Source organism: Dickeya parazeae Ech586, from assembly GCF_000025065.1.
GTDB lineage: Bacteria > Pseudomonadota > Gammaproteobacteria > Enterobacterales > Enterobacteriaceae > Dickeya > Dickeya zeae.
Window position 1 is genome coordinate 2,036,212 of sequence record NC_013592.1, and the last position, 22,887, is coordinate 2,059,098.

General features: G+C 53.1%; 16 protein-coding genes. 7 read left to right on the plus strand and 9 right to left on the minus strand.

Annotation, left to right across the window (positions count from 1 at the left end):
• The first annotated feature begins 67 nt into the window (after positions 1-67).
• Together DD586_RS08955 and DD586_RS08960 are read left to right on the plus strand one after the other, a co-directional pair.
• Positions 68-910 (plus strand): phage repressor protein CI, encoded by an 843-nt coding sequence (locus DD586_RS08955; RefSeq protein ID WP_019845996.1) that lies wholly within the window; start codon positions 68-70, stop codon positions 908-910.
• 654 nt (positions 911-1,564) lie between these two features.
• Positions 1,565-3,574 carry a methyl-accepting chemotaxis protein gene (locus tag DD586_RS08960; RefSeq protein WP_012884489.1) on the plus strand — a complete coding sequence of 670 codons (2,010 nt, stop codon included), beginning with the start codon at positions 1,565-1,567 and terminating at the stop codon, positions 3,572-3,574.
• A 218-nt stretch (positions 3,575-3,792) separates the two neighbouring features.
• Here the strand turns inward: DD586_RS08960 and DD586_RS08965 are convergent, their stop codons facing one another.
• The 4 genes from DD586_RS08965 to yebS all read right to left on the minus strand — a co-directional run bounded on the left by DD586_RS08965 (position 3,793) and on the right by yebS (position 9,565).
• A complete protein-coding gene (locus DD586_RS08965) occupies positions 3,793-3,984 on the minus strand; it encodes a YdfD/YebW family protein (protein ID WP_012769560.1) in 192 nt (63 codons plus the stop codon).
• Positions 3,985-4,093: 109 nt separating this feature from the next.
• Positions 4,094-5,542 carry a 16S rRNA (cytosine(1407)-C(5))-methyltransferase RsmF gene (gene rsmF / locus DD586_RS08970; RefSeq protein WP_012884490.1) on the minus strand — a complete coding sequence of 483 codons (1,449 nt, stop codon included), beginning with the start codon at positions 5,540-5,542 and terminating at the stop codon, positions 4,094-4,096.
• A gap of 105 nt (positions 5,543-5,647) precedes the next feature.
• Positions 5,648-8,278, minus strand: coding sequence for a PqiB family protein (locus tag DD586_RS08975; RefSeq protein ID WP_012884491.1), 2,631 nt, complete (start codon positions 8,276-8,278; stop codon positions 5,648-5,650).
• Positions 8,279-8,293: 15 nt separating this feature from the next.
• Positions 8,294-9,565 (minus strand): membrane integrity lipid transport subunit YebS, encoded by a 1,272-nt coding sequence (gene yebS, locus DD586_RS08980; protein WP_012884492.1) that lies wholly within the window; start codon positions 9,563-9,565, stop codon positions 8,294-8,296.
• 302 nt (positions 9,566-9,867) lie between these two features.
• On the opposite strand from yebS, the gene DD586_RS08985 reads away from it, so the two are divergent.
• The 3 genes from DD586_RS08985 (at position 9,868) to prc (ending at position 13,222) form a co-directional block, all read left to right on the plus strand.
• On the plus strand, positions 9,868-10,374 hold the full coding sequence (locus DD586_RS08985) for a GAF domain-containing protein (protein ID WP_041164896.1): 507 nt from the start codon (positions 9,868-9,870) through the stop codon (positions 10,372-10,374).
• Positions 10,375-10,458: 84 nt separating this feature from the next.
• The gene (gene proQ / locus DD586_RS08990; protein WP_012884494.1) at positions 10,459-11,181 is read left to right on the plus strand and encodes an RNA chaperone ProQ; all 723 of its coding nucleotides are present in this window, start codon (positions 10,459-10,461) and stop codon (positions 11,179-11,181) included.
• A gap of 19 nt (positions 11,182-11,200) precedes the next feature.
• Positions 11,201-13,222 carry a carboxy terminal-processing peptidase gene (prc, locus tag DD586_RS08995; protein ID WP_012884495.1) on the plus strand — a complete coding sequence of 674 codons (2,022 nt, stop codon included), beginning with the start codon at positions 11,201-11,203 and terminating at the stop codon, positions 13,220-13,222.
• 128 nt (positions 13,223-13,350) lie between these two features.
• Here prc and DD586_RS09000 read toward each other — a convergent pair whose 3' ends face one another.
• The 4 genes from DD586_RS09000 to narX all read right to left on the minus strand — a co-directional run bounded on the left by DD586_RS09000 (position 13,351) and on the right by narX (position 18,638).
• Positions 13,351-14,406 (minus strand): DUF481 domain-containing protein, encoded by a 1,056-nt coding sequence (locus tag DD586_RS09000; protein ID WP_012884496.1) that lies wholly within the window; start codon positions 14,404-14,406, stop codon positions 13,351-13,353.
• A gap of 229 nt (positions 14,407-14,635) precedes the next feature.
• Positions 14,636-15,916 (minus strand): acyltransferase family protein, encoded by a 1,281-nt coding sequence (locus DD586_RS09005; protein ID WP_012884497.1) that lies wholly within the window; start codon positions 15,914-15,916, stop codon positions 14,636-14,638.
• A 273-nt stretch (positions 15,917-16,189) separates the two neighbouring features.
• The gene (gene narL / locus DD586_RS09010; protein ID WP_012884498.1) at positions 16,190-16,837 is read right to left on the minus strand and encodes a two-component system response regulator NarL; all 648 of its coding nucleotides are present in this window, start codon (positions 16,835-16,837) and stop codon (positions 16,190-16,192) included.
• Positions 16,830-18,638 carry a nitrate/nitrite two-component system sensor histidine kinase NarX gene (gene narX, locus DD586_RS09015; RefSeq protein WP_012884499.1) on the minus strand — a complete coding sequence of 603 codons (1,809 nt, stop codon included), beginning with the start codon at positions 18,636-18,638 and terminating at the stop codon, positions 16,830-16,832. The genes narL and narX overlap by 8 nt, the downstream gene beginning before the upstream one ends.
• Before the next feature lie 439 nt (positions 18,639-19,077).
• Here narX and DD586_RS09020 point away from each other — a divergent pair, with 439 nt between their 5' ends.
• Entirely contained in the window at positions 19,078-20,469 is a 1,392-nt protein-coding gene (locus DD586_RS09020; RefSeq protein ID WP_012884500.1) for a NarK family nitrate/nitrite MFS transporter, read from the plus strand.
• Between the two features lie 109 nt (positions 20,470-20,578).
• On the opposite strand, the gene blaCAR is transcribed toward DD586_RS09020, so the two are convergent.
• Positions 20,579-21,586: a CAR family subclass B3 metallo-beta-lactamase gene (gene blaCAR / locus DD586_RS09025; RefSeq protein ID WP_012884501.1), complete on the minus strand. Its 1,008-nt coding sequence runs from the start codon at positions 21,584-21,586 to the stop codon at positions 20,579-20,581.
• A 116-nt stretch (positions 21,587-21,702) separates the two neighbouring features.
• Here blaCAR and DD586_RS09030 point away from each other — a divergent pair, with 116 nt between their 5' ends.
• Positions 21,703-22,593, plus strand: a complete 891-nt coding sequence (locus DD586_RS09030; protein ID WP_012884502.1) for a LysR family transcriptional regulator — start codon at positions 21,703-21,705, stop codon at positions 22,591-22,593.
• The last annotated feature ends 294 nt before the right edge of the window (positions 22,594-22,887 follow it).

Genomic DNA, 22,887 nt, shown 5'->3' on the forward strand with positions numbered 1-22,887 from the left:
ACTATAAAACACGTAACGTGTATATGTAAATACTCGTGAGGTGTTTTTGAATACAAATAGTGATGCCGTGTCTGCGGCCTCCGTACTTGAGCGCATCATGTCAAGCTATGGAGTAAAGACTCAGAAGGAACTGAGCGAGGTAACTGAAATACCTACCAATACAATCAGTAACTGGGTTCAGCGAGGGAACGTGCCGGGTAACATTATTCTTAAATGTGCGCTAGATACTGGAGCCGAAGCAGGATGGCTGGTAACTGGTGAGTTTGCAAATGCGAATGTCTTTGCTCATAAATCACCGCTGAAAGGCAAGGCGCTTTATGAGCAAATTCTATCATCGGGTGGTAAGGCGGTACTGCGTCGTATGCTTGATGCCTATGGCTTTAGTACGCAAAAAGAGTTGGGTGACTTACTGGGCATTGCGCCTGGGACGATCAGCACTTGGATTCGGCGAGATTTCTTTCCTGGGGATGTGGTCGTTACCTGTGCGCTGGATACCGGGGTGTCACTGGCGTGGCTGGCGACTGGTAAAGGGTCGCCGCAACAGCATGATACGCCGGTGAGCCGTCATGATGACGCGGGTATTACCCTGATTCCACGTAACGTACTGAAGACCGGTAAATTGCAGGAGGCAGGGGAGTGGAAAGCCGACCCGCAATGCATTCCTGCTGGCTTGCATGCACCGTTGCTGGTGGAGGGGAGCACCGCTTCCTGGCTGGTGGATACCGGTATTACCAGTATCAGCAATGGACGTTGGTTGCTGGATATTGACGGTAAAAACGATATCTATGATGTGGCGCTGTTGCCGGGGCGCAAAATGCAGGTTGAAGGTGGCGGCTCGCAATTCCAGTGTGGGGTCGATGAAGTCACACCCCGTGGGGTGGTGGTGCTAACGTTGACGCCCAGCCTCTAAAATCAACATCAACACATATGGCGTGCTGAGGTGCGCCGTATGTGTTCTCTCTTCGTCATTATTCTTGTGAATCTGTCGCGGCGGCGGTGATTGTGTTGCTGTCAGTAACGTGTGCCTGCGGTTTCCTACCCATCGTAACGGTATCACGTCAATATTACACGTCTATAAAAATTCATCATCAAATAAGCAGCACGATGCTAACATTATAATTACATTAATTGCTGTGGTTATCACAGTGGAATGAAGCGGCGAATTATAGCTGATTATTATCATGTCGCTTTTTTATTTTTCACATTATTGTTTATACTCATTTTTGGGGTAAAGATTTATTTATTCCACATGATAGTGATTTATTGGATTTTTAATTGAAAAAGATGAGTTGTGATAGTTGTCTAATTATTCAGTGTTCTTGGGTGTTTTTATTAAACTACTATTTATACAGGCCGATAAATTTTTAAGTTGGGATGCGGAGTCATAAAACCTGGGTGGTAGTGAATCTCTGAATTATTACGTGACGATGTTTTTATCCGTCATCGTTGCTATGCGTTATGCCTTGTGCTTGGGTTGCAGGGGAATCAATAGGCTTGCAGTTTGGTGATGGCAGAAATAAATACGCTGGTGATCAGATTACGATAATCATAAACAGGTGATGCTATGAGTATTTTGGGTGAAAAATACGATAATCTTAAAGTGGGAACCCGGCTGTCGCTAGGGTTTGGCTTGGTGCTGTTATTGTCGCTAGTGGTATTGATATCCGGCGTCGTCGGATTTCGAACCATCGATGATAGTAATATTAAGGTGCAGGTGACGAATGATCTTAATGCCACACTGGCGCAAGCGCGCGTCTTGCGTACGCAATTCCAGTTCACGCACGATTACAATGTTATTGAGAAGAATGGGGTGCTGGTTAATAAAATGGTCGACATCCTCACCCAGGCTAAAAATCTGAGCTGGGATAAGAATACCCTGGATGATGTCGAACGTATCGATCAGGATTTGAAAGTCTATAGCACGACACGAGAAGCGTTTATTGCCACCAGCAAAAAGCGTGATACTGCAGGATTGGCAATTAGCCAGGACGACAGTGAAAAAGTGCTGGAAACGTTCCAGAGCCAATGGCAGCAGGCAACCGGGCTCCCTTCTGATACCCAGGTGGTACTGTATCAGCTCGGTGAGCGCATGTCGGATATTCGTGATGTCGCCCATGATTTGTTGCTGGCACCGTCTGATAACACGCTGGCAGTGACCTTGAAGAGTATTGATACGGCGGAAAAAACCATTAAAGAAAGAGCAGGGCAGTTACCAACAGAGATACAAGCCAGCCTGAAAACGGCCTGGGATTATTTTCTGGTGTATCGTCAATCTGCCGGTGCCTATCTGGCAGCATTCCAGGATGAAACCCGTGCCAGTCAGGCCATGACGGCATCGGCGGATAAACTGAATAAAGACGTGTCGGCCCTGTTTAGTCAGCAACTGATCAACTCGACTCAAACTACCCACTCCTCAGAACTAAAAATGATGGTGACCGGGCTGGCGGTAGTGCTGTTTGGCATCATCATGGCGTGGCGTATTTCGGTGCAGATTGTCTCTCCACTTAGACAGGGTTTGTCGGTGGCTGAACGCATCGCCGATGGTGATCTTTCATCATCAGTCAGTTCTTCACGCCGTGATGAGCTAGGCATGTTGATCACTGCCATGGCGAATATGAATGACAAATTGCGCACCATGATTCGGGATATTCGCGAAGGGGTAGGGAATGTGGCATCGGCGTCTGCTGAGATCGCGGCCGGTAATACAGACTTGTCGTCCCGCACAGAACAGCAGTCGGCAGCCGTTGTGGAAACTGCTGCCAGTATGGAACAGTTGACCTCAACGGTAAAACAGAACTCGGAAAACGCGCATCATGCCTCACAGCTGGCCTCAGAAGCCTCACAAAATGCCATTAAAGGCGGTGAGATTGTCAGTAACGTGGTGAAAACCATGAATGATATCTCCAGCAGTTCTAAACGCATTTCCGAAATTACCTCCGTTATCAATAGTATTGCTTTCCAGACCAACATTCTGGCGCTGAATGCGGCGGTTGAGGCGGCAAGAGCGGGCGAACAAGGGCGTGGTTTTGCCGTCGTCGCCAGCGAGGTGCGCAATCTGGCGCAGCGCAGTTCGCAGGCGGCAAAAGAAATTGAAGGGCTGATTCAGGAGTCGGTATCGCGGGTGAATACCGGTTCAGAGCTGGTAGATGACGCAGGCAAAACCATGCAGGATATCGTCCGTTCTATTACCCATGTATTTGACATTATGGGGGAAATTGCTTCGGCATCTGATGAGCAAAGTCGCGGGATTAGCCAAATCGCCCAGGCAGTGACTGAGCTGGATAGCACCACACAGCAAAACGCCGCGCTGGTGGAAGAGTCCTCCTCGGCGGCCAATGCGTTGGAAGAGCAGTCGCAGTTGCTGATGCAGGCGGTATCGGCGTTCCATTTAGGTGACGACTCGCACGCGCGCCATTCTACTCCCGGTGCAACAGCCAATCATCAGGCGCTATTGCTGGGTAAACCGTCGTCCGGCAAATCGAGTCAGTCAGGGCGCAAACACACAGCGAAGACGGATCAGTCGTCTGGTAGTGCTAAACACCATTCTGACAAAGATGAGTGGGTGAAGTTTTGATGTGTGAGTGACGTTTTGATGAGTAGTGAAAGGAAAGTCTGTCCATAATAGTCGGTCTTTATTACATCAGTTTGGGCAATGTCGTTACCGTTACGGCATTGCCCTTTTTTTATGAGATCTGGGTTATGGAAGGTCGTTTATTGGGGACGTGTGTTGAACATCTGTCTGTTGCATCATGTGTAGAGTGAGTCAAGAACAAGGGACGAAGCGCTAGTGGATTAGCGGTCACGGTATTCATGGGCCGGCTTCCAGTACCCGCTGCGAAAATCGTCAATTGGAAAGCAGCCGCCATTACGGATTTGTTGCTCCTCCATGGCGCTCAGACACTGCGGTTCATTGATATAGGTTCCCGCGACCAGACTCTCGCAGTTACCCCCCAGGTAACAGACAAAGATCACCAGTGCGAACATAGATTCCTCAACAGGTTACTACGCCTTGATTGTGAGTGTAGATGAAAAACGTTGATCGGGAACGCCGCAGGCGGCGACCCGGCCAAAGATTAATCGATGGAATTAAAAATTAATCGATAGCAAGCACAAGATTGGCACCATCGCGTACCAAATCACGAGGCAGGGTGTTTTTCAGCCGCTGACCAACACGTTTGCTGAGCCCCAGCGGGGTCTGCTGCCAGGTCAATAATATGTCGTCATGGTCGCTGAAGGCGGGAGGATAAATGTCTTTTCCCCGGAACCAGTCCACGGCCTGCTCGGCAGTAAGCGCGAAGGCGTTCGGGCTCTGCGGGTCGCCCAGTGCCACAATGGCTTCATGCTGCCAGCGATACCCTTTGGCAAAACGCTCCGCCAGTTTGATACCGATACGGGAGAAGCGCATTTTACCCAGCATGAGCTGCAGTGCAGTGGGAAACAACCAGATCTCATCGTCACGCTGCCATAGCTGCAACTGCTGCTCTGACCATCGCAACCCCAAACGTCGTGCGTTTTGGCTAATCAACTGAGCGTCTTTGTTGCTGAGTGGTGTAAATGGCAGCTTGCCCGGTTTGTAATCCGGCGGTGCCAGCGGCGGTACGCTCGCAGTTTTACGCAAGCGCGCCACAAAAAAACCTTCGCTGTCATAAATTTGTGGAAAGACATGCAGGAACCCCTCGTCCGTCAGAGCCTGATGCGCTTGCGGGAAAAGATCTTTTAGCGACTCGATTTCACACGCGCCGGGGAATTGTTGCATTAACCAATGGCACACCTGCTGGTTTTCCTGATGATTCAGGGTACAGGTGGAGTAAATCAGCACGCCGCCCGGCTTCAATGCATGGAAGGCGCTGAGTATCAGGTCACGTTGAGTGGCGGCGATATCAGCGATGCTTTCCAGCGACCAGTGACTCATGGCAGCAGGATCTTTCCTGACCACGCCTTCGCCAGAGCAAGGGGCATCCAGCAGGATGGCGTCAAAGGTTTCAGGCAAGGCGTTGCCGAAGACCCGGCCGTCAAAGTGTGTCAGCGTGGTATTGCTCACGCCACAACGATGCAGGTTGGCGTGCAGAACCTTCACCCGACTGGCGGAGTATTCGTTGGCGACAATCAATCCCTGATTGTTGAGATGGGCGGCAATCTGGGTGGTTTTAGAACCGGGGGCGGCTGCCATATCCAACACCCGCTCTGGGGTGTCATGCCCCATGAACAGCGCACTGACCGGTAGCATCGAACTGGCTTCCTGGATGTAAAACAGGCCGCTAAGGTGTTCGAGCGCATTACCCAGCCGCATGGCTTCTTCATCCGCGTTGAGCAGCCAAAACCCGTCGTGACACCAGGGTACTGCTTCCATTTCCCAACCGTAAGGGGCAACCAGCGTGAGAAAATCAGGCACGCTGATTTTCAATGTGTTGACGCGAATACTACGGCGTAATGGCCGCTGGCAGGCATCGATGAAGTCATCCATGCTCAGGTGCGCAGGCATGATGGCTTGCATAGCGGTCAGAAAATCGGGAGTGAGGGAAGCAGGAATAGGTTTAGCCACAGCAGCGTTTCCGTTACAACAATCAAAGTGTGAATCTTACCATATCCCAGTGATGGGAAGGGATGGCGGCTCACTGCTTCAGATGCGGTGAGCCGCCGTCTTTGCTTATCGTTCCGGCAGGGCGGTTCCCCAGTCGCGCCAGCCACTGGGTTCTTCGCTATGCAACAGGAAGTGTTTACCGGCCTGTGCTGTCGGTGCCAGCGGTGTGGTGGGTGGGGTGGCAAAGGCGATACCACCGCGAATGAATTGCTGGAACGTTCCGCTCTTGATCACACCGCCGGTCAGGCCAAATTGCAGGTTATAGCCGGAAGCCAGCCAGAATACCGAGTTATCGCGTACCAGATGGGCATGGCGTTTACTGATACGCAGCGCGACAGAGACCCGATCGGACAAGGTGCCGAGTGACAGGCCGGTCACCGTGCCGACCTCAATACCGCGAAACAGTACCGGGGTACCAATCTGTAGCGATCCGGCTTCCGCGGTATCCACGCTGATATTTAGCCCGTCCTGATAGCGTGAGTCGGAAATCGTGGCTTTTTGCAGTTCAAAACTGCGGGTAACGGCACCATTACCCGGTTCGACGTTGATATAGGGCTGAATCAGCGTTTCCAGGTGGTTGACCCCAGCGGCGGAAATGTCGGGTGTCACCACCGAAAAACGGGTACCCGCACGGGCAAAATGGCGGACGTATTCCGGGTATAACACCGCCTGTACTCGCACTTCGTCGCGCTGCTCCGCCAGTTTGAGTGACTCCAGTTGGCCAATGTCGATGCCGAGATAGCGGATTGGCATACCGGCGGAGAGCTTGCTGGCATCATAAGTGCGCAATGTAATTCGGCTGCCAATGGCTCTGGCGGCGGTTTCATTGCTGTACAACGGCCGCTTGCCGCCTTGCACATCGGCTGCGCCGTCCACATTGTCAAAACTAATCGCCCCTTTCAGCGCCCGGCTGAGCGGAGAGGCCTGCACCGTCAGCCCTGCGCCGTTCAATTGCACGCGCGCGCCGCCCTCGGCCCAGAATACGCTGTTATCGGTGAGCAGTTTGCGGTATTCCGGCCGAATATAAACATCGATTTCGAAGGTGTCGGCTTTGGGGCGAATGCGGGTAATTTCACCGACCTGAAATTTGCGATACAGCACGACGGAGCCATCCTGAATATCCGGCAGGCTGTCGGCCAATAACGTCAGCGTGGTGGGGGGCATTGTCCCCTGAATACCGGCACCGGCTTTTTCCCGATCGCTGTAGAGCGGGTAACGCGACAGTGCCTCACCAGTCGAGCCCGGTAACACGGTGACACCACCGTTAAGCCACTCTTGCGCGCTGGCGCCCAGCATCTGTACGCCGTCCAGCCCGAGTTTGACATTGACCCGGCTACTGGCGACAAATTGACTGTCTTTATGCAGCAGGTGACGGTATTGGCGGTCGATAACGGCGGTAAAATTCACACCATTATCGGTCAGCGTGCGTTGAACAATGCGACCAATTTGCACACCGTGCAACATGATCGGCTGGCCGCTGTAGATACCGTAACTCTGGTCGGCTGTTAATTCGACGTTAAGCGCACCGGGCTGTTGCAACTGCTGTTGTGTCGCGTCAGCCACGGTGAAGTGTTGTTTCGGTTCGCCCTCGCCGGGGATGAGCGTCAGCGTGGTCCCCCCCAGCAGACTGGGCAGGTTGAGATCACTGAGCGATAAACGCGGTGCGGCCAGTTCAATGCGGGTATTGTCGCGCATCAACGGCACCACAGACGGGTCGACAATTAACTCACCGGTGACGCGCTGGTTAGCTTCCAGGGTGAGCCGTTGCAGTGTCCCCACCTCCAACCCTTGATACAGCAGGGGAGTGTGCCCGGCTTGCAGTTTATCGCCAGAAGGCAAATCCAACGTTATCGACACGCCACGCTGGCTGTGCGCTAGGTCCGGATACAAATCATAAATTTGGTCCGCAGAGGCAGGCTCGCTCTGTTCGGGCGAGTCAAAGGCGATAGCACCGTTAACCAGTGCCGATAGATTTTGCATTTCAACGGTCGCCCCGCTGAAACTGACATCGGCTTTTAGTCCGGAAACATTCCAAAAGCGGCTGTTCTTTTTCACCAACCCGGTGAAACGGCGGTCGATCAATACGTCAATCGTCACACCTCGGTGATCGGCATTAACGCTGTAGTCGTAGACTTTCCCAACCGGAATCTTACGGAAATAGACTAGCGAACCGGCATTGAGCGACCCCAGGTCGTCAGCATGCAGGTGCACCAATAATTCGCCACTGTTAGCGCGATATTTCGGCTGATTATCTTGTGCGGTGAAGTGTGTCGCCGGGTCGCCACGACCGGGTAACATGCCGATATAGTTACCGCCGACCAGTGCATCCAGCCCTGACACCCCAGCCAATGAGGCTTTGGGCGTCACCAGCCAGAACTGGGTACTACTGCGTAGCGCATCCTTCATGTCGTTACGAATGCTGGCGACGACCTGAATCGTACGCAAATCATCGCTGAGTTTTATGTTGCGCACGGTGCCGACTTCCACCCCTTGATAGCGCACCGGCGTGCGGCCGGGCACGATGCCGTCCGCTGAGACGAAATCAATGGTTACCGTCGCGCCGCGCTCCTGCTGGTTGGTGTAGAGCAACCAACCGGCAATCAGCAGGGCGACAACGGGCAGTAACCAGAAAGGCGACAGGCGGCGTCGGGATTTGATGCGGGCTTCAGCGGCGGGCATCGGCGTTGAGTTCGACATTGTTATCCTATGAATTTAGTCGTTATCCCATATCAGTCGACTATCCAGCCATTCGACAGACAATATGGTCAAAATAACGGCAGCGCCAAAATAAAGCGCCGCAGGTCCCATGGTAAAAGCAAGCAATTGGTCGCGGTTAACCAGCGACATGGTCAGCGCGATAACGAACAGGTCAAGCATCGACCAGCGCCCAATCCAGGTCATCAGGCGCAGTAGACGCATACGGAGCATGCGGCCGGTTTTCATCCGAAAATGAATACTGACCAGCAGAAATGTGGTGATGATAACCTTGCTGAACGGCACCAGAATACTGGCGATAAAAACCACCAGCGCCACCGGGACATTACTGGCCGCCAGCGACATAATGCCGGAAAAAATGGTGTCCTCGCGGCGAACACCGTTGACATAAATGATTGAGATCGGCATCAAATTGGCAGGCAGCAGCAGGATAACGGCGGAAATCAACGCCGACCAAGATTTTTGCAGGCTATAAGGACGGCGCGGCGTGAGCGGCACATGGCAACGACGGCAACGGCCTTGATGGTCAGGCTGTGCAGTAAAATGGCAGGACAGGCAGACCAGCGCCTCTGCTGAGGCTGGGTTGGCACGTTGTGGATCACGCTGTGGGCGTTGTGGGTCTCGTTGTGGATAGTAGCGCTGCCAGAGTTGCTCGGTATTAAGGTGAATCAGGGTCAGCAGACTGAGCGCCATCAGCACCAGAAACGCCAGTAACCCATTGCCGGGCAGGACCTCGGAAAATTCACGCACTTTAATCGACGCGACCGCCAGACCGACCAGATACACATCTAGCATGACCCACTCTTTCAGGCGTTCGAACAACAACAATACCGGCCGCAGGTTCATGCCGACGCGTGGGGCGAAAAACAGATATAGCAGTGCGAAGACCAGCGTGAGTGGAGCCCCGATAGTACAAAATGCCACGATACTGGCGGTGACCGGGTGTCCCTGACGCGTCATTTGCCAGATACCTTCCAGCAGGCTGGCGTTGATGGACACACCCAACAAGCGAATATTGAGCAGCGGTTCGGTATAGGCAAACGGCATCAGAAGCAGCATGGCGATGGCCATCGACACCAACCGGGAAATAGACCAATCGCGGCCGCTGGCAATATGGGCCGCGCAGCGCGGGCAGTGACCGTGTTGATGGCGTTTGAGCCGGGGCAACATGAATGGCTGGTCGCATTGCGGGCAACGTTGAAAGCGGCGCGGCGCTACAGGCGGCGAGTCGGCCGACTCGATGGACGCAGCGGCGTTATAAATTTTCATATTTCCTGCGGGCAGGTTAACAGGACAGGTATTATCATAGTGTAACTGAATGATGGATGACACAAAATCACTGCTACTCTTGTCAGGTCACATGGTGACGTCATCAGACGGTATCCTGCATGCATTTACCGATGTCGGGCGCTGTATAACGCACAATAACCGCTGCTTTATGAGCGCCCCGTGCGGTGAAAGTTGGGCTGACAAGAGAAATCCTGTAGCATCCCGACGCGAGACTTTATGTAATGTGCTGCGGACATCAGCCGCCCGGCGGTCCGTAAAGACAATTTCTGCCTATGCAAATGATGAAAAAAGAACAATTCTACAATGAACTGGAACGCGACCTGACCGCGCTGATTGCCGGTGAAGATCGCTTCCTCACGATATTATCAAACAGCAGTGCGTTACTGTTTGAACGATTGGATGGTGTGAATTGGGCCGGCTTTTATTTGCTGGAAGGCGACACGCTGTTTCTGGGGCCGTTTCAAGGGCGCCCGGCTTGTGTGCGTATTCCAGCAGGAAAAGGGGTCTGTGGTCGAGCTATTGCGGAAAACTATGTTCAACGGGTTGGCGATGTTCATGCGTTCCCCGGTCACATCGCCTGCGATGCCTCCAGTAATGCTGAAATCGTGTTGCCGCTGACGGTGGATGGTCAATTGATTGGCGTGCTGGATATCGACAGCACGGTCCATGACCGATTTGACGCCGAAGACGAAGCCGGTTTACTGGCTATCGCCGCGGTGTTATGCCGCCAATTGTCACAGAGCGATCTGCTATCTTTCATCAATTCTCTTATGTTGCGACAAGGATAACGTAGCAATTGCCGATGGCGTCATTATAATGACGCCTGTTCATGCCTGCGCTGGTTGGCAAACCCGTTGTAATCAGGAAATTTCATGGAAAATCAACCTAAGTTGAACAGTAGTAAAGAAGTGATCGCCTATCTGGCAGAGCGTTTTCCGCTTTGTTTCACGCTTGAAGGCGAAGCGCGTCCGTTAAAGATTGGTATTTTTCAGGATCTGGTCGAACGCGTGTCCGAATCTGAACACGTTAGCAAGACGCAGTTGCGCTCCGCGCTTCGTCTTTATACGTCAAGCTGGCGTTATCTGTATGGCGTTAAACTCGGCGCTCAACGCGTTGACCTTGATGGCAACCCGTGCGGCGAGCTTGAGCAGCAGCATGTGGAGCATGCCCGCAAGCAACTGGAAGAGGCTAAGGCCCGTGTCCAGGCTCAGCGTGCCGAGCAACAGGCGAAGAAACGCGAGTCCGGTGAAGCCGAACCTTCCCGCCCGCGTCCGTCTGCTGGCAAAAATGCCCTGCGTCGTGAACGTGATGCCGCGCCGCGCAAGCCGCGTCCGTCTACTCCTCGCGCCACACAGACCGCTTCTCCGTCATCCGATAAATCCCAACCTCGTCAGCCTAAAGCAGCCCGTGCGGTAACACCGGAACGGCAAACGGTGACGGATATTTCCAGCTTGCAAATCGGCCAGGAAATCAAGGTCAGGGCTGGCAAAAACGCCATGGATGCCACTGTGCTGGAGATCGCTAAAGACGGGGTCAGGGTACAACTGGCTTCTGGTCTGGCGATGATCGTACGCGCAGAACATTTGCAGTTCTGATACGGAGGCCAACCAGGGCATGAACAAATTTGTTAAAGCAGTCGCATTAACCTGGCTTTTGCTGTCCGGGGGCAGTTTTGCCAGCGAGAGCATTACCCGCGCAGACCAAATTCCCCAACTGCAGCCAGAAGCACAGCATTCTACCGTCAGTGAGCGCGTGGCATCGCGCTTTCTACGTTCCCACTATCGTCAGTTCATGCTGGATGCGCAATTTTCCGGCAAGATCTTCGACCGTTATCTCAACATGCTGGATTACAGCCATAACGTGTTGTTGGCTTCAGACGTGGCGCAGTTTGCCGGTCAGAAGGGCGAGTTAGGGGAAAATCTGAAGAATGGCAAGCTCAGCCTGCCATACGCCATGTACAACCTGGCTCAGAAGCGCCGTTTCGAGCGTTATCAGTATGCCCTAACGCTGCTGGAAAAGCCGATTAACCTCAACGGAAGCGATTTTATCGACCTGGATCGCGCTAAAGCGCCCTGGCCGCAAAGCGTGGACGAACTTAACGCACTGTGGGATGCCAAGGTCAAATATGACTGGCTGAGCCTGAAACTGACCGGCAAAACCGATGCGGAAATCAAGGAAACCTTGACCAAACGCTATCAGTTTGCGATTCGTCGCCTGGTCCAGAGCAATAGCGAAGATGTGTTCCAGATCATTATGAATGCCTTCGCGCGGGAAATCGATCCGCATACCAGTTACCTGTCTCCCCGCAACACTGAACAGTTCAATACTGAAATGAGCCTGTCGCTCGAAGGTATTGGCGCCGTACTGCAGATGGATGAAGATTACACGGTAATCAATTCCATGGTGCCGGGCGGCCCGGCCGCGAAAAGCAAACGCATTAGCGTTGGCGACCGTATCGTAGGCGTCGGGCAGGCTGGTAAGCCGATGGTGGATGTGATCGGCTGGCGGCTTGATGACGTGGTGGCGCTGCTCAAAGGGCCGAAAGGTAGCAAGGTGCGTTTGGAAGTCTTGCCTGCAGGTAAAGGCACCAAAACGCAAACCATCACGCTGACCCGTGAGCGCATCCGTCTGGAAGACCGCGCGGTGAAAATGTCTATCAAGGATGTCGGCAAAGACAAAGTCGGTGTACTGGATATCCCCGGTTTCTACGTCGGACTGACGGATGATGTGAAAGTACAGTTGCAAAAACTGGAAAAAGAGCACGTCAGTAGTATCGTCATCGACCTGCGTGGTAACGGCGGTGGTGCCTTGACCGAAGCGGTCGGTCTGTCGGGGCTATTCATTCCCACCGGGCCAGTGGTGCAGGTGCGCGACAATAACGGCAAGGTCCGTGAGGATAGCGACACAGATGACACCCTCTATTACAAAGGCCCGCTGGTGGTGCTGGTTGATCGGTTTAGCGCCTCGGCGTCAGAGATTTTTGCTGCCGCGATGCAGGATTACGGCCGTGCGCTGATTGTGGGTGAACCTACCTTCGGTAAGGGTACGGTGCAGCAATACCGTTCTCTTAATCGTATTTACGACCAGATGTTACGCCCTGAGTGGCCCGCGCTCGGTTCGGTACAGTACACCATCCAGAAGTTCTATCGCATTAACGGCGGTAGTACCCAGCGTAAAGGGGTGACACCTGATATCGTGATGCCGACCGGCAACGAGGCGGTGGATACCGGCGAGAAGTTTGAAGATAACGCATTGCCGTGGGATAGCATCAAACCGGCCAGTTATACCGTAATGGGCGACATGAAACCGTTGCTGCCGGGGCTGATTGAACAGCACAATGCCCGTATCGCCAAGGATCCGGAGTTCCAGTATATCCAGCAGGATGTATCGCGTTATCAGGAGATGAAAGAGAAGCGTAATCACGTGTCGTTGAACCTGGCGCAGCGCCAGAAAGAAAACAACGAAGACGAGGCGACGCGTCTGCAACGCATCAACGATCGACTGAAACGTCAGGGTAAACCGCCGTTGAAGTCGCTGGATGACTTGCCGAAGGATTATCAGGATCCGGATGCGTATCTGAATGAAACCGTCCAGATTGCGGAAGACCTGTCTAAACAGGAATCGAAGTCACAGTAAGGCTGTGACGCTACGGTGAGCCAAAACAAAAAGCCCGGTTTAAACAAACCGGGCTTTTTTTATCGCCGTATTCCACGGCACTCAGCAGCTGGTTCCCGCGATAACCGCAGGAACCAGAACGCGATAAATTACCAGCCGACGCCCAGACCCAGTGAGTACAGAGTGTCATTGACGTTACCCTGTACGCTTTCGGTACGGTTGCGGGAGACTTTCATACTGACGGATGACCAGTCGGTAACTTTGAAGCGCAGACCTGCACCGGCTTTGAAATAAAGCGGGGTGGTGCTGTCAAACGAACGCCCGACTTCACCATCGCTGAACAGCTCGGTACGTTTGCTGAACAGGAAGCGATCGTAGCTCCACTTCAGGCCACCGGAGTAGAAATTATCTTCGTTGTTGTTCTGATAAATAAACGTCTGGGAGTTCACCAGCGTTGTAATCGAGAACGCACCCAGATCGTTATCCCAGAACTGGTAACCCGGACCGGTACCCACAGAGCGGTTGATCTTGATGTTTTCTATCCAGTCGCGTTTGTATTCATAGCGACCCTGCCAGAACCAGTGCTCGTCGATGAATTTATCCAGCGCGTATTCACCGTCAGCGTTTTTGGTGCTTTCCACATTATCTTCTTTGGTCATGTGGTAGCTGGCATCCAGGTTGTGGCGCCATGTGCCGTGGCGCAGGCGCGTACTCAGCGTTGCATCACGGTTGTCGGTTTCAGTGGAGCTTTTCTTGTGGGCCAGGCTGACATCGATATTGCCTTTCCAGGAGAAATCCTCCACCCAACGGTGTGGAACGACCATTGAGTTGATATCAGACAGCGGCAGCGTTTCCTGTCCGGCGCTGACTTGCTGGCCGTCTATGCTGGCGGGTTGAGCCACGATAGCGCGTGAACTGTCAGAGGCCTTGATAGACGGGTAAAGTACGCCTTTTTCGTAGCGCTGCCCTTGAATCACCATACCGTGGTCGGTCTGGAAGGTTTTAACTTTGTCCCAGGTTACCGACAGGGTGTCGGCATAGTCGGTTTTGATGAATAACTTGCCGCTATCCAGCAGCGTAATCTGGCCGCTGATCTTGTCACCGTTGGTTAGCCAGACGGTGTCCGCATGGCTGGTGGAAATGCCTGCAGCGCTGAGCGCGATGAACAGACCCAGCGGCGAAAGTGCATGTTTGGAATATGTCATGATGTCAGATAAAACAGTGAATGACTAAAAGTGAAAGACGCCGTTCGAACGGCTTGCCGATGTATCGATATACCGGTTACTTCCCGGCGAGGCAACATTAACAGGAATCGTGCCGCGTCTCTAGGTATAAGTGACCCATAATTAGAATGGAAATTGTTATAAACCGTGTGATTAATGATTTACGGCTATAACGGTGATGGCGGTCACATCATCGTTATAGCCGCTGTCATCAGGCTGCGCTGCGGGAAGGTTGGAAGCGGCGAGTGAGGAAGCGTTCGGTCAGCGACTGTTTCATGCGGGTCACAACCTGTTCCTGGAATATCACGCACAAGGTAACGGTTGTTAGCAGGAATACGCCGTAGCCAGTCATGGAGGCTTCCACACGTCCTGCCGCATCAATACACGCCTGCCAGTCGGTAAAACATTGCAACGGGTGGCCGCGCAGTAATTGTTCCAAGGTCCGGAACAGATTAAACAACGGGACGTGCAAGGCGAAAATCGACAATGATGCGCCACCCAGGCGGGTTACCCAGGTTTTCAGCGTCTCGCTGCCTGGTTCGCGGGCGTGAGCACACAGACAGACCAGTGCAACCTGTGCAGGTAACAGCAGGCCGTTGTGCAGCAGGAAATACCAGTAGTGTTCACCGTGCGTAAATAACCAGGTCGCGATAATGAAACTCAGACCGATGAATACGCCTAGCGCTTTACGTTGGGTAGCACCTTGTATCCATGTCAACGCCGGTATCTTACCGTCCCGATATTGTCGGAAAATGGCGTAGCCCACTATCCCAGCTAAAAACTCCGGCAGCCGAAGTAGCGGATTGCGTTGTAGCAAACCGGTATACGGCACGCCATATAATTGATGCCAGATAACCCATACCGGCGGTAGCAGATATAACAGGAACAGAGCCACCAGCCACAGACGCGGGTAGCGGCTACCCAACAGACGTGGAGCCAGCAATGGGAACAGTAAATAGAAAAAGAACAGTGTTGAGACTGACCACAACGGCGCGTTGAAGGTCAAAAAGTAGGGGTTCCACGCCTGTAACATCAGTAGTTGCAGCAGTCCATTCACAGCTAACTGCACGTTATCCATGTAGTGGCGCAAGGTTTCCGGGGCGACACCGGGGTCGTTACTGTCGTAAATGACGAAACGGGCGCTGGCGACTTGCCCCTCGGGTGGGATGGCTAGCCAATGCATCATGCTGACCACCACAATGGAGGACACCAGACCGATAATATGGATTGGATAGAGGTTAAACAGCCGCTTAGCCAGAAAATGCCGGGCGGGTTCACGTAACTGTCCGTCACGCAGATAAACGTGCGTCAGCAGAAAGCCAGACAACACAAAAAAGGTGCTGGTGGCGAAGAATCCCATGCTGGTCAGTTCGTTGAGAAAGGGGATCTTGTCACGCTGCGGATAGATATGTACGGTGTGGTAAACCATCACATAGCATCCAAGCAAAAATCGGAGCCATTCAAGTCCAATAAATCGTTCTCTGACTTTCATTCTCTTTTTCCTCCGGTTAAGCCTGGCTAAAGCGCAATGAAACGCCGAACGAGGTGAGTCTAGGAAATGAATATGGGGAAATATCTAGGAAAATGGCGATAAAGTACTAAAAATTATGAACGGCCGTTACTCTATCAGCCGTATTGCAAACAAACGTATAGAAATGTAGATGGGTGTATTTTGCTGTAATTTTTAACATCTAAACGTAAAACGCAACATCATCGGGCGATGATGGCGGATAACAGAATGACTGGCGGCACAAGCCGCCATTGGTTAGAAAATCTTCTCTTGTACTACCCAAACCGCCGCTTCTACGCGTGAACGCAGCTTCATTTTTTTCAACAGGTGTTTGACGTGTACTTTTACCGTACTTTCGGTAATCGTCAACTTGCGGGCGATCACTTTGTTGGGTAACCCCTGGGCTATCAGCTTCAGAATATCTTTTTCCCGCGGGGTCAATTGCTGGATATCGCGGGTATCCGTGCTGCGTGTTTCCCGCAGGCTGGCTGCCAGAACCGGCGTCAGGGTATCACTGAGCACCATTTTTCCTGCCGCCGCCTGGTGAAGCGCAACCAACAAGTCCTCCGGCTCCATGTCTTTTAGCAGGTAGCCATCGGCTCCGCTTTTAAAGGCGCTGATCACGTCTTCTTCATGGTTTGACACGGTAAATACCACGATGCGCCCGGATAACGAGGTTTCGCGCAGACGGGCCAGCGTTTCCAGTCCGTTCATGCCCGGCATATTCAAATCCAGCAAGATCAGGTCCGGGTCGAGCTGTTCTGCCAGCGTCACACCCTGTTCCCCCTCACTGGCCTCACCGACCACACACAGGTCTGGCGCCATACTGAGTAGCTGTTTGACGCCATTGCGTAGCATCGGATGGTCATCAATAAGCAGTACGGTAGAGGCGTCATTAGTCATGGTTTTCTCCTGATAATACGGGGGGCTGGCGAGAGTCGGCCTGAAAACGGACATACACTTCCGTGCCGCCGGAAACAAGACGTTGAACAGTACAGTCGCCGTGGAGGCTTCGGGCGCGGTCGCGCATGATGATAAGGCCATAGTGGTTGGTACGACGGTTGTCATCACTGATGCCGATGCCGTTATCACGCACACGCAGCTCGATATACCCTTGTTGTTGACTCAGGGTAATGCTGGTTGCCGTCGCCTGTGCATGTTTATACGTGTTGCTCAGTGCTTCACGCACAATCTGCAACAGGTGAATCCCTTGATGGGCAGAGACGGCCTGCGGCGGGAGGTGGTAGTTCAGCACGATGTCATAGCCGAGCCGTTGATTGAACTCCTCCACGGTGGATCGTAATGCCGCCAGCAGGCCGGATTCTGACAGCTTCAGACGGAAAGTAGTCAGTAATTCACGCAACTGCCGATAGGCGGTATTGATTTCATCGCGCATGGCGTCCAGTTGCTGTTGTATTTCCGGCGTCAACGAGGTGTGCTGCATTTGCAGGCAACTAACCTGAATCTTCAGACAGGAGAGGGACTGGGCAATCGAGTCGTGTAACTCCCGGGCGATGGTGGTGCGCTCTTCCATCAGCATCAACTGCTGTTGATGGCTGGACTGCCGTTCCAGCGCCAGTGTGCTGGTTAGCTGCTCCAGCAGCGTATTGAGCAACTGGTGTTGGTCGGGGGTCAGATGTTGGTGAACCGGCAGTCGTGCCAGCACCACACCGTAGTGACCGAGCTTGTCATGCAGATTCCAACTGACGGGTTTGCCTTCATACGTCATCCGGGTTGAAAAGTGCGCACAGCGCTGACAGGCGCTGTCCGGGCAGGTGTCAGGGTTGGGAATGACGGTCAGGCTGGAAGGGGTGACATGCGCCTGATGGTTATCTTCATACAGCTGTAACTGAATGCCGGTCAGGGGCATCAACGCGCTGAGCTCATCCAGCACCGGCAGCAGTCGGCTACACAGCGGCGCATTGGTATGCAAGCGTCGGCTGGCGCGATAAAGAAACGCCAGTGTGTCGTTTTTTTGTTGTAAATCAGCGGTTTTTTCGATTACACGCTGTTCCAGGTCGCGGTACATCGCTGACAGTTCATCTGACATATTGTTCAGCGCCTGTGCCAGCGTGCTCATTTCATCCTGACCGTGCGGGGTCACCCGCTGGTGAAATTCACCCTGACCGATGGCTTGAGCCATCGACAGCAACTTGCGCCAGGGGGTCAGCAACCGGTGACGCAGATAGAAAAAGGTGAGCACCAGCAGCGACAGCATGATGACGATAAACATGCGCTGTACCAGCGTCACCAGCCGCAGGTGCGCTTCGGTCTTCTGGTCGATAGCCAGTACCAGCGCGTCCAGATGGTGGACAAAATCCGCAACGGCGTCGGCGGCATCTGCCGGATGTTTTGCCTGACGCAGACTTGGTTTCAATTGATCGGCCCAGTAACGTTGCAGTGTGGTGAGTTGCTCGCTTAGCCCCTCGCGTATGACCGCCTGACGCAGATCGTTGTCGTTTTCATCACGCTCCAGCTCTTGCAGATAATGGTCGCTGCCTGCGGTAAGCGGCACCATCGACAATAACCGGTAACTTTGCATGCGCAGAGAACCGGCTTTATTGATGGCGTGTGCGTTGCCCTGAATGCTTTGTGACATCCAGCTTGATATCGCCATGCCAGCAATACCCAGCAGGCCAAGCAGCAGCATGGACAACGCCACCTGATTGACCAGTGAGAGTGGAAGCCGAAAGCGTCTTAACATGAGGGAAACCGCCTGTGACGAAAGTGGAAACACATGTGTATGCTAAAGAATAGACTGCGGGTCAGACAGGTTACCTTGATTCCGATCGACAAGGCGAGTTATCGACCGACGCCGGTTAGCTATCGTGGATTCAGTGTAGAAATCCATTCATGCAACACCATGGCATTTTTTCTTATTTCCAGAAGTAACCCCATACCCACAAAGGGTTACTCCACAATTTCCATTGGTAGGTAGTCGTGAGTACCGTGACGGAGTTAATGGTCATAACATGATGAAACGACACTATTAACTTGTCATGGCGACTTACCTATTTGGGAGTGGGTGTTAAATCAGCGCATTTTTTTACCCAACAAGCTGTTGATGTATATCAAGTTTGCTTCGGTCATACCCTCTAATGTGACGCGTAGTGATAGGGGTATTTTTCTGACCGAGGCTTGTTATGACGCAGTCAACCATTACGCCAGGTGCTTCACGGCAGACTGTTATCCGGGAATGGCGCCCGGAGGATGTACAGTTCTGGCAAAAACAGGGGCGTGGTATCGCGCAACGTAACCTGTGGATTTCCATTCCTTGTCTGTTGTTGGCTTTCTGTGTCTGGATGTTGTTCAGCACAGTGGCCGTCAATTTAAACAAAGTCGGTTTCCATTTCACCACCGATGAACTGTTTATGCTGACGGCATTGCCATCGGTATCCGGGGCGTTATTGCGGGTACCGTATTCATTTATTATCCCGCTGGCAGGCGGACGCCGCTGGACCACCTTCAGTACGTTGATTCTGGTGATTCCGTGTGTGTGGCTTGGGTTTGCCGTGCAGGATCCACAGACATCGTACAACGTGTTTATCATTATCTCGCTGCTGTGTGGATTTGCCGGTGCTAACTTTGCTTCCAGCATGGCGAATATCAGCTTCTTTTTCCCGAAAGCACAGCAGGGTGGTGCGCTGGGGTTAAATGGCGGGTTTGGGAACCTGGGTGTCAGCGTGATGCAATTACTGGTACCGGTGGTGATCTTTCTGCCGGTACTGAGTTTCACGGGTAAAGGCATCGTTCAGCCTGATGGCAGCCAGGTCTGGTTGCAGAATGCGCCCTGGGTATGGGTACCGTTGTTGCTTATCGCTTCGGCGGCAGCCTGGTTCGGTATGAATGATCTCTCCACCGCCAGAGCGTCGCTGCGTCAGCAGTTGCCGGTACTGAAACGGTCGCATCTGTGGATCTTAAGCGTACTGTATCTGTCGGCGTTCGGCTCGTTTATCGGCTTTTCTGCCGGTTTCGCTATGCTGTCGAAAACCCAGTTCCCGGATGTGGTCATCCTGCATTACGCCTTTTTCGGCCCGCTGCTGGGCGCGCTGGCGCGTCCGGTGGGTGGCATGTTATCGGACCGCTTCGGTGGTGTACGGGTGACGCTGATTAATTTTGTGTTGATGGCTATCCTGTCACTGCTGCTGTTCACCGCACTGCCGGGCCAGAATCAGCCGGGTTCCTTCCTGATGTTCTTCGGCATTTTCATGCTGCTGTTTTTGACGGCCGGGTTGGGCAGCGGTTCCACCTTCCAGATGATCGCGGTTATCTTCCGTGGTATGACGATGGAAAGGGTAACGGCCGCAGGTGGTGGTACTGAGGAAGCGCTGCGTAGTGCGGTGACCGATACTGCCGCGGCGTTAGGGTTTATCTCCGCTATCGGCGCTATCGGCGGCTTTTTCATTCCGAAAGCGTTTGGAACATCGCTGGCGCTGACCGGTTCACCTGCCGGTGCCATGAAGGTGTTTGTGGTGTTCTATGTTGCTTGTGTACTGATTACCTGGCTGTGCTACGGACGTAAAGCCCGCGCGTAGTTCAGCGGGTAATGATACCGAGCCGGTGAGATGTCCCGGCTCGGTGTATTTCAATATGTCGTCTTCCCGCTTTTCTGTCTGGCCGCTATCGGGCATACGCCTGTTCGGTTTACTGCTTATTTCCTTGCTCTTTTTTCTGCTCGTTCGCCAGTCGCTGTTCCGCTTCCTGATAGGCGCTGTCCATTTGTTTAATCAACGCAGCCTGATTCACCAACGGGTGGGGGTCGCCTGGCTTGCGTGTTTTCAGGCGCTCTTTAGCTTCCGTTAACCCGGTATTGAACGGGTGAGCAGTGAGGTGGACCATGATCGGATGTTGCGGGTCGGTAATCAGGCGTTTTATCCGCTCAATACTGGCGAGGTAGGCTTCGACCTGCCGGGCGTTTTCTATCGCATTCAGCCCCATTCCCCCGATGGTGATGGCCCGATAGGTCTTGTCGCCATCGTTGACGTCAAAGGCGTAAGAGGTCGTTCCCCAGGTATGACCGGGGGTGGCATAAGCGTAAAACGTCGTATCACCCACCGTGAAGGCTTGCCCGTCGTGCGCCACGATATCGGCGTGGTCAAGCATTTTCCAGGGATGGGAGGTGTGTTGCGATTGTTTGGCACCGTTTATTGCTTCGTCCCAGCCCGGCTGTGTCATAACAAATCGCGCCTGACTGAGGGCTTTGATCTTATAGGCTCCACCGACATGGTCGAAATGTCCGTGCGTCATCAACACCAATTTGATATCCGCTGGATCAACGCCAACCTGACGGATGTTAGCCAGTAATTGATCGACATAGGGTTCATGCAGGGTATCGATCAATACCGGGCCTGCACTGGTTTTGACCAGCCAGGCGGATACCCAGCAAACACCCACGAAATAGACATTATCGAACGCTTTATAGGGTGTAATCGCCTGAGCTTGTGGATCGTTTAACCAACGGTTTAGGTCTGGTGGCATACGCCCGGTGCGGCCGAACTCGGCAAAACGCGCGTTAATGGCGTCAGATGGGCAACCTGCCAGTGATGATGCGGCGGTGGTGCTGGAAGAAGGCGACGTTTGTGCCAACGTGGCAGTGACCGGTGTGGTCAACAACCCGAAGGTAAAGTACAGTGCAAGGTATTTTTTAAGCATAATCAATCTCATAGAGTTATTTTGGATTATTGATGATCATTATTGCTTCCTGAAGTGAACGAATAAACCCTAGAATCAGCCATAGTTTGTTGCATATATCGCTCAATAGAGGCGCTATGGATCGTCTTATTGCGATGCAGGTATTTGTGGCGGTGGCAGACCTGGGGAGTCTGACCGCAGCGGCGAATAAACTGGATATATCGCGTTCAATGGCCACACGTTACATTGCCGCACTGGAACACTGGTTAGGGGTGCGGTTGCTGCATCGCTCAACCCGCAGTCTGGGATTGACCAGCGTCGGTAACGACATGCTGGTGCGCTGCCGTCAGATTTTAGCGTTATCTGAGGACATGGCGGCACTTTCCAGCAGTGGTAATACGGAACCGCACGGCGTGATCCGGGTCGCCAGCAGTGTGTCGTTCGGGCAGTCTTATCTGGCGCAAGCGTTGGGACGCTACCGCGCTCGTTATCCTCATACCACAACCGAGCTGATACTGACAGATCGCGCCATCAAGCTGGCGGAAGAGCGTATCGATCTGGCTGTCGAAGTGACGAACTCACCGGATCCTAACCTGATTGCCAAACCGCTGGGGCGCTGTGCATCGGTGGTCTGCGCATCACCGGACTATCTGGCGCACCATGCTCCACCGACCACGCCGAACGATCTTGTGCGGCATAATTGCCTTAACCATATCCGCCTTGGGCGGGAGTGGCGTTTTACACACCGGGAGAGCGGGGCGCAGCATCGTGTCATGGTGTCAGGACGCGTGGTGGCCAATGACACGCTGGTGCTGCTGACGGCAGCTCGGGCGGGTGAGGGTATCGCCTGTTTGCCGGAATTTGTCGTGCGTGGCGGGCTGGATGCCGGAGAGCTGGTGCCGTTGCTGGGGGATTACCAGACACAGGCGCTGGGTATTTACGCGTGTTACATGTCGCGGCGTCATATGCCTGCTACGCTGCGCACACTATTGGATTTTCTGGTGCAGGATTTATCAGCATCAGGCTGATGCTGGACGAATCAGAGGCAAACAGGAGGTAAAACGCCCGGCTACGTGGCCGATGGCATTCTACTACCTCCAAAGAGTCTTCATCAGTAAATGTCACCTGACCTTATCATTTCAATCCTCAATATTTCCTTTTTTATCAGTTAATTAACTGACTTTTTTCTGATACCACCAAGGTGGTATTTTCCCAAATCCCACCACAAACCGGCTCCTGAGGGCTTGATCGCTGTCAATTCTGACACTTATTCAGTTGGCTACCCTGCATCGTAGTGAGCAATACCCACGTGTACTTCTATA

Excerpts from the sequence above, each read along its gene's own strand:
- DD586_RS09030 (WP_012884502.1), top strand. The coding sequence starts at position 21,703 with ATGGATCGTCTTATTGCGATGCAGGTATTTGTGGCGGTGGCAGACCTG.
- yebS (WP_012884492.1), bottom strand. The coding sequence starts at position 9,565 with ATGAAAATTTATAACGCCGCTGCGTCCATCGAGTCGGCCGACTCGCCG.
- DD586_RS09005 (WP_012884497.1), bottom strand. The coding sequence starts at position 15,916 with ATGAAAGTCAGAGAACGATTTATTGGACTTGAATGGCTCCGATTTTTG.
- DD586_RS08960 (WP_012884489.1), top strand. The coding sequence starts at position 1,565 with ATGAGTATTTTGGGTGAAAAATACGATAATCTTAAAGTGGGAACCCGG.
- DD586_RS08965 (WP_012769560.1), bottom strand. The coding sequence starts at position 3,984 with ATGTTCGCACTGGTGATCTTTGTCTGTTACCTGGGGGGTAACTGCGAG.
- blaCAR (WP_012884501.1), bottom strand. The coding sequence starts at position 21,586 with ATGCTTAAAAAATACCTTGCACTGTACTTTACCTTCGGGTTGTTGACC.
- DD586_RS08985 (WP_041164896.1), top strand. The coding sequence starts at position 9,868 with ATGAAAAAAGAACAATTCTACAATGAACTGGAACGCGACCTGACCGCG.
- narX (WP_012884499.1), bottom strand. The coding sequence starts at position 18,638 with ATGTTAAGACGCTTTCGGCTTCCACTCTCACTGGTCAATCAGGTGGCG.
- narL (WP_012884498.1), bottom strand. The coding sequence starts at position 16,837 with ATGACTAATGACGCCTCTACCGTACTGCTTATTGATGACCATCCGATG.
- DD586_RS09000 (WP_012884496.1), bottom strand. The coding sequence starts at position 14,406 with ATGACATATTCCAAACATGCACTTTCGCCGCTGGGTCTGTTCATCGCG.
- prc (WP_012884495.1), top strand. The coding sequence starts at position 11,201 with ATGAACAAATTTGTTAAAGCAGTCGCATTAACCTGGCTTTTGCTGTCC.
- proQ (WP_012884494.1), top strand. The coding sequence starts at position 10,459 with ATGGAAAATCAACCTAAGTTGAACAGTAGTAAAGAAGTGATCGCCTAT.
- DD586_RS09020 (WP_012884500.1), top strand. The coding sequence starts at position 19,078 with ATGACGCAGTCAACCATTACGCCAGGTGCTTCACGGCAGACTGTTATC.
- DD586_RS08975 (WP_012884491.1), bottom strand. The coding sequence starts at position 8,278 with ATGTCGAACTCAACGCCGATGCCCGCCGCTGAAGCCCGCATCAAATCC.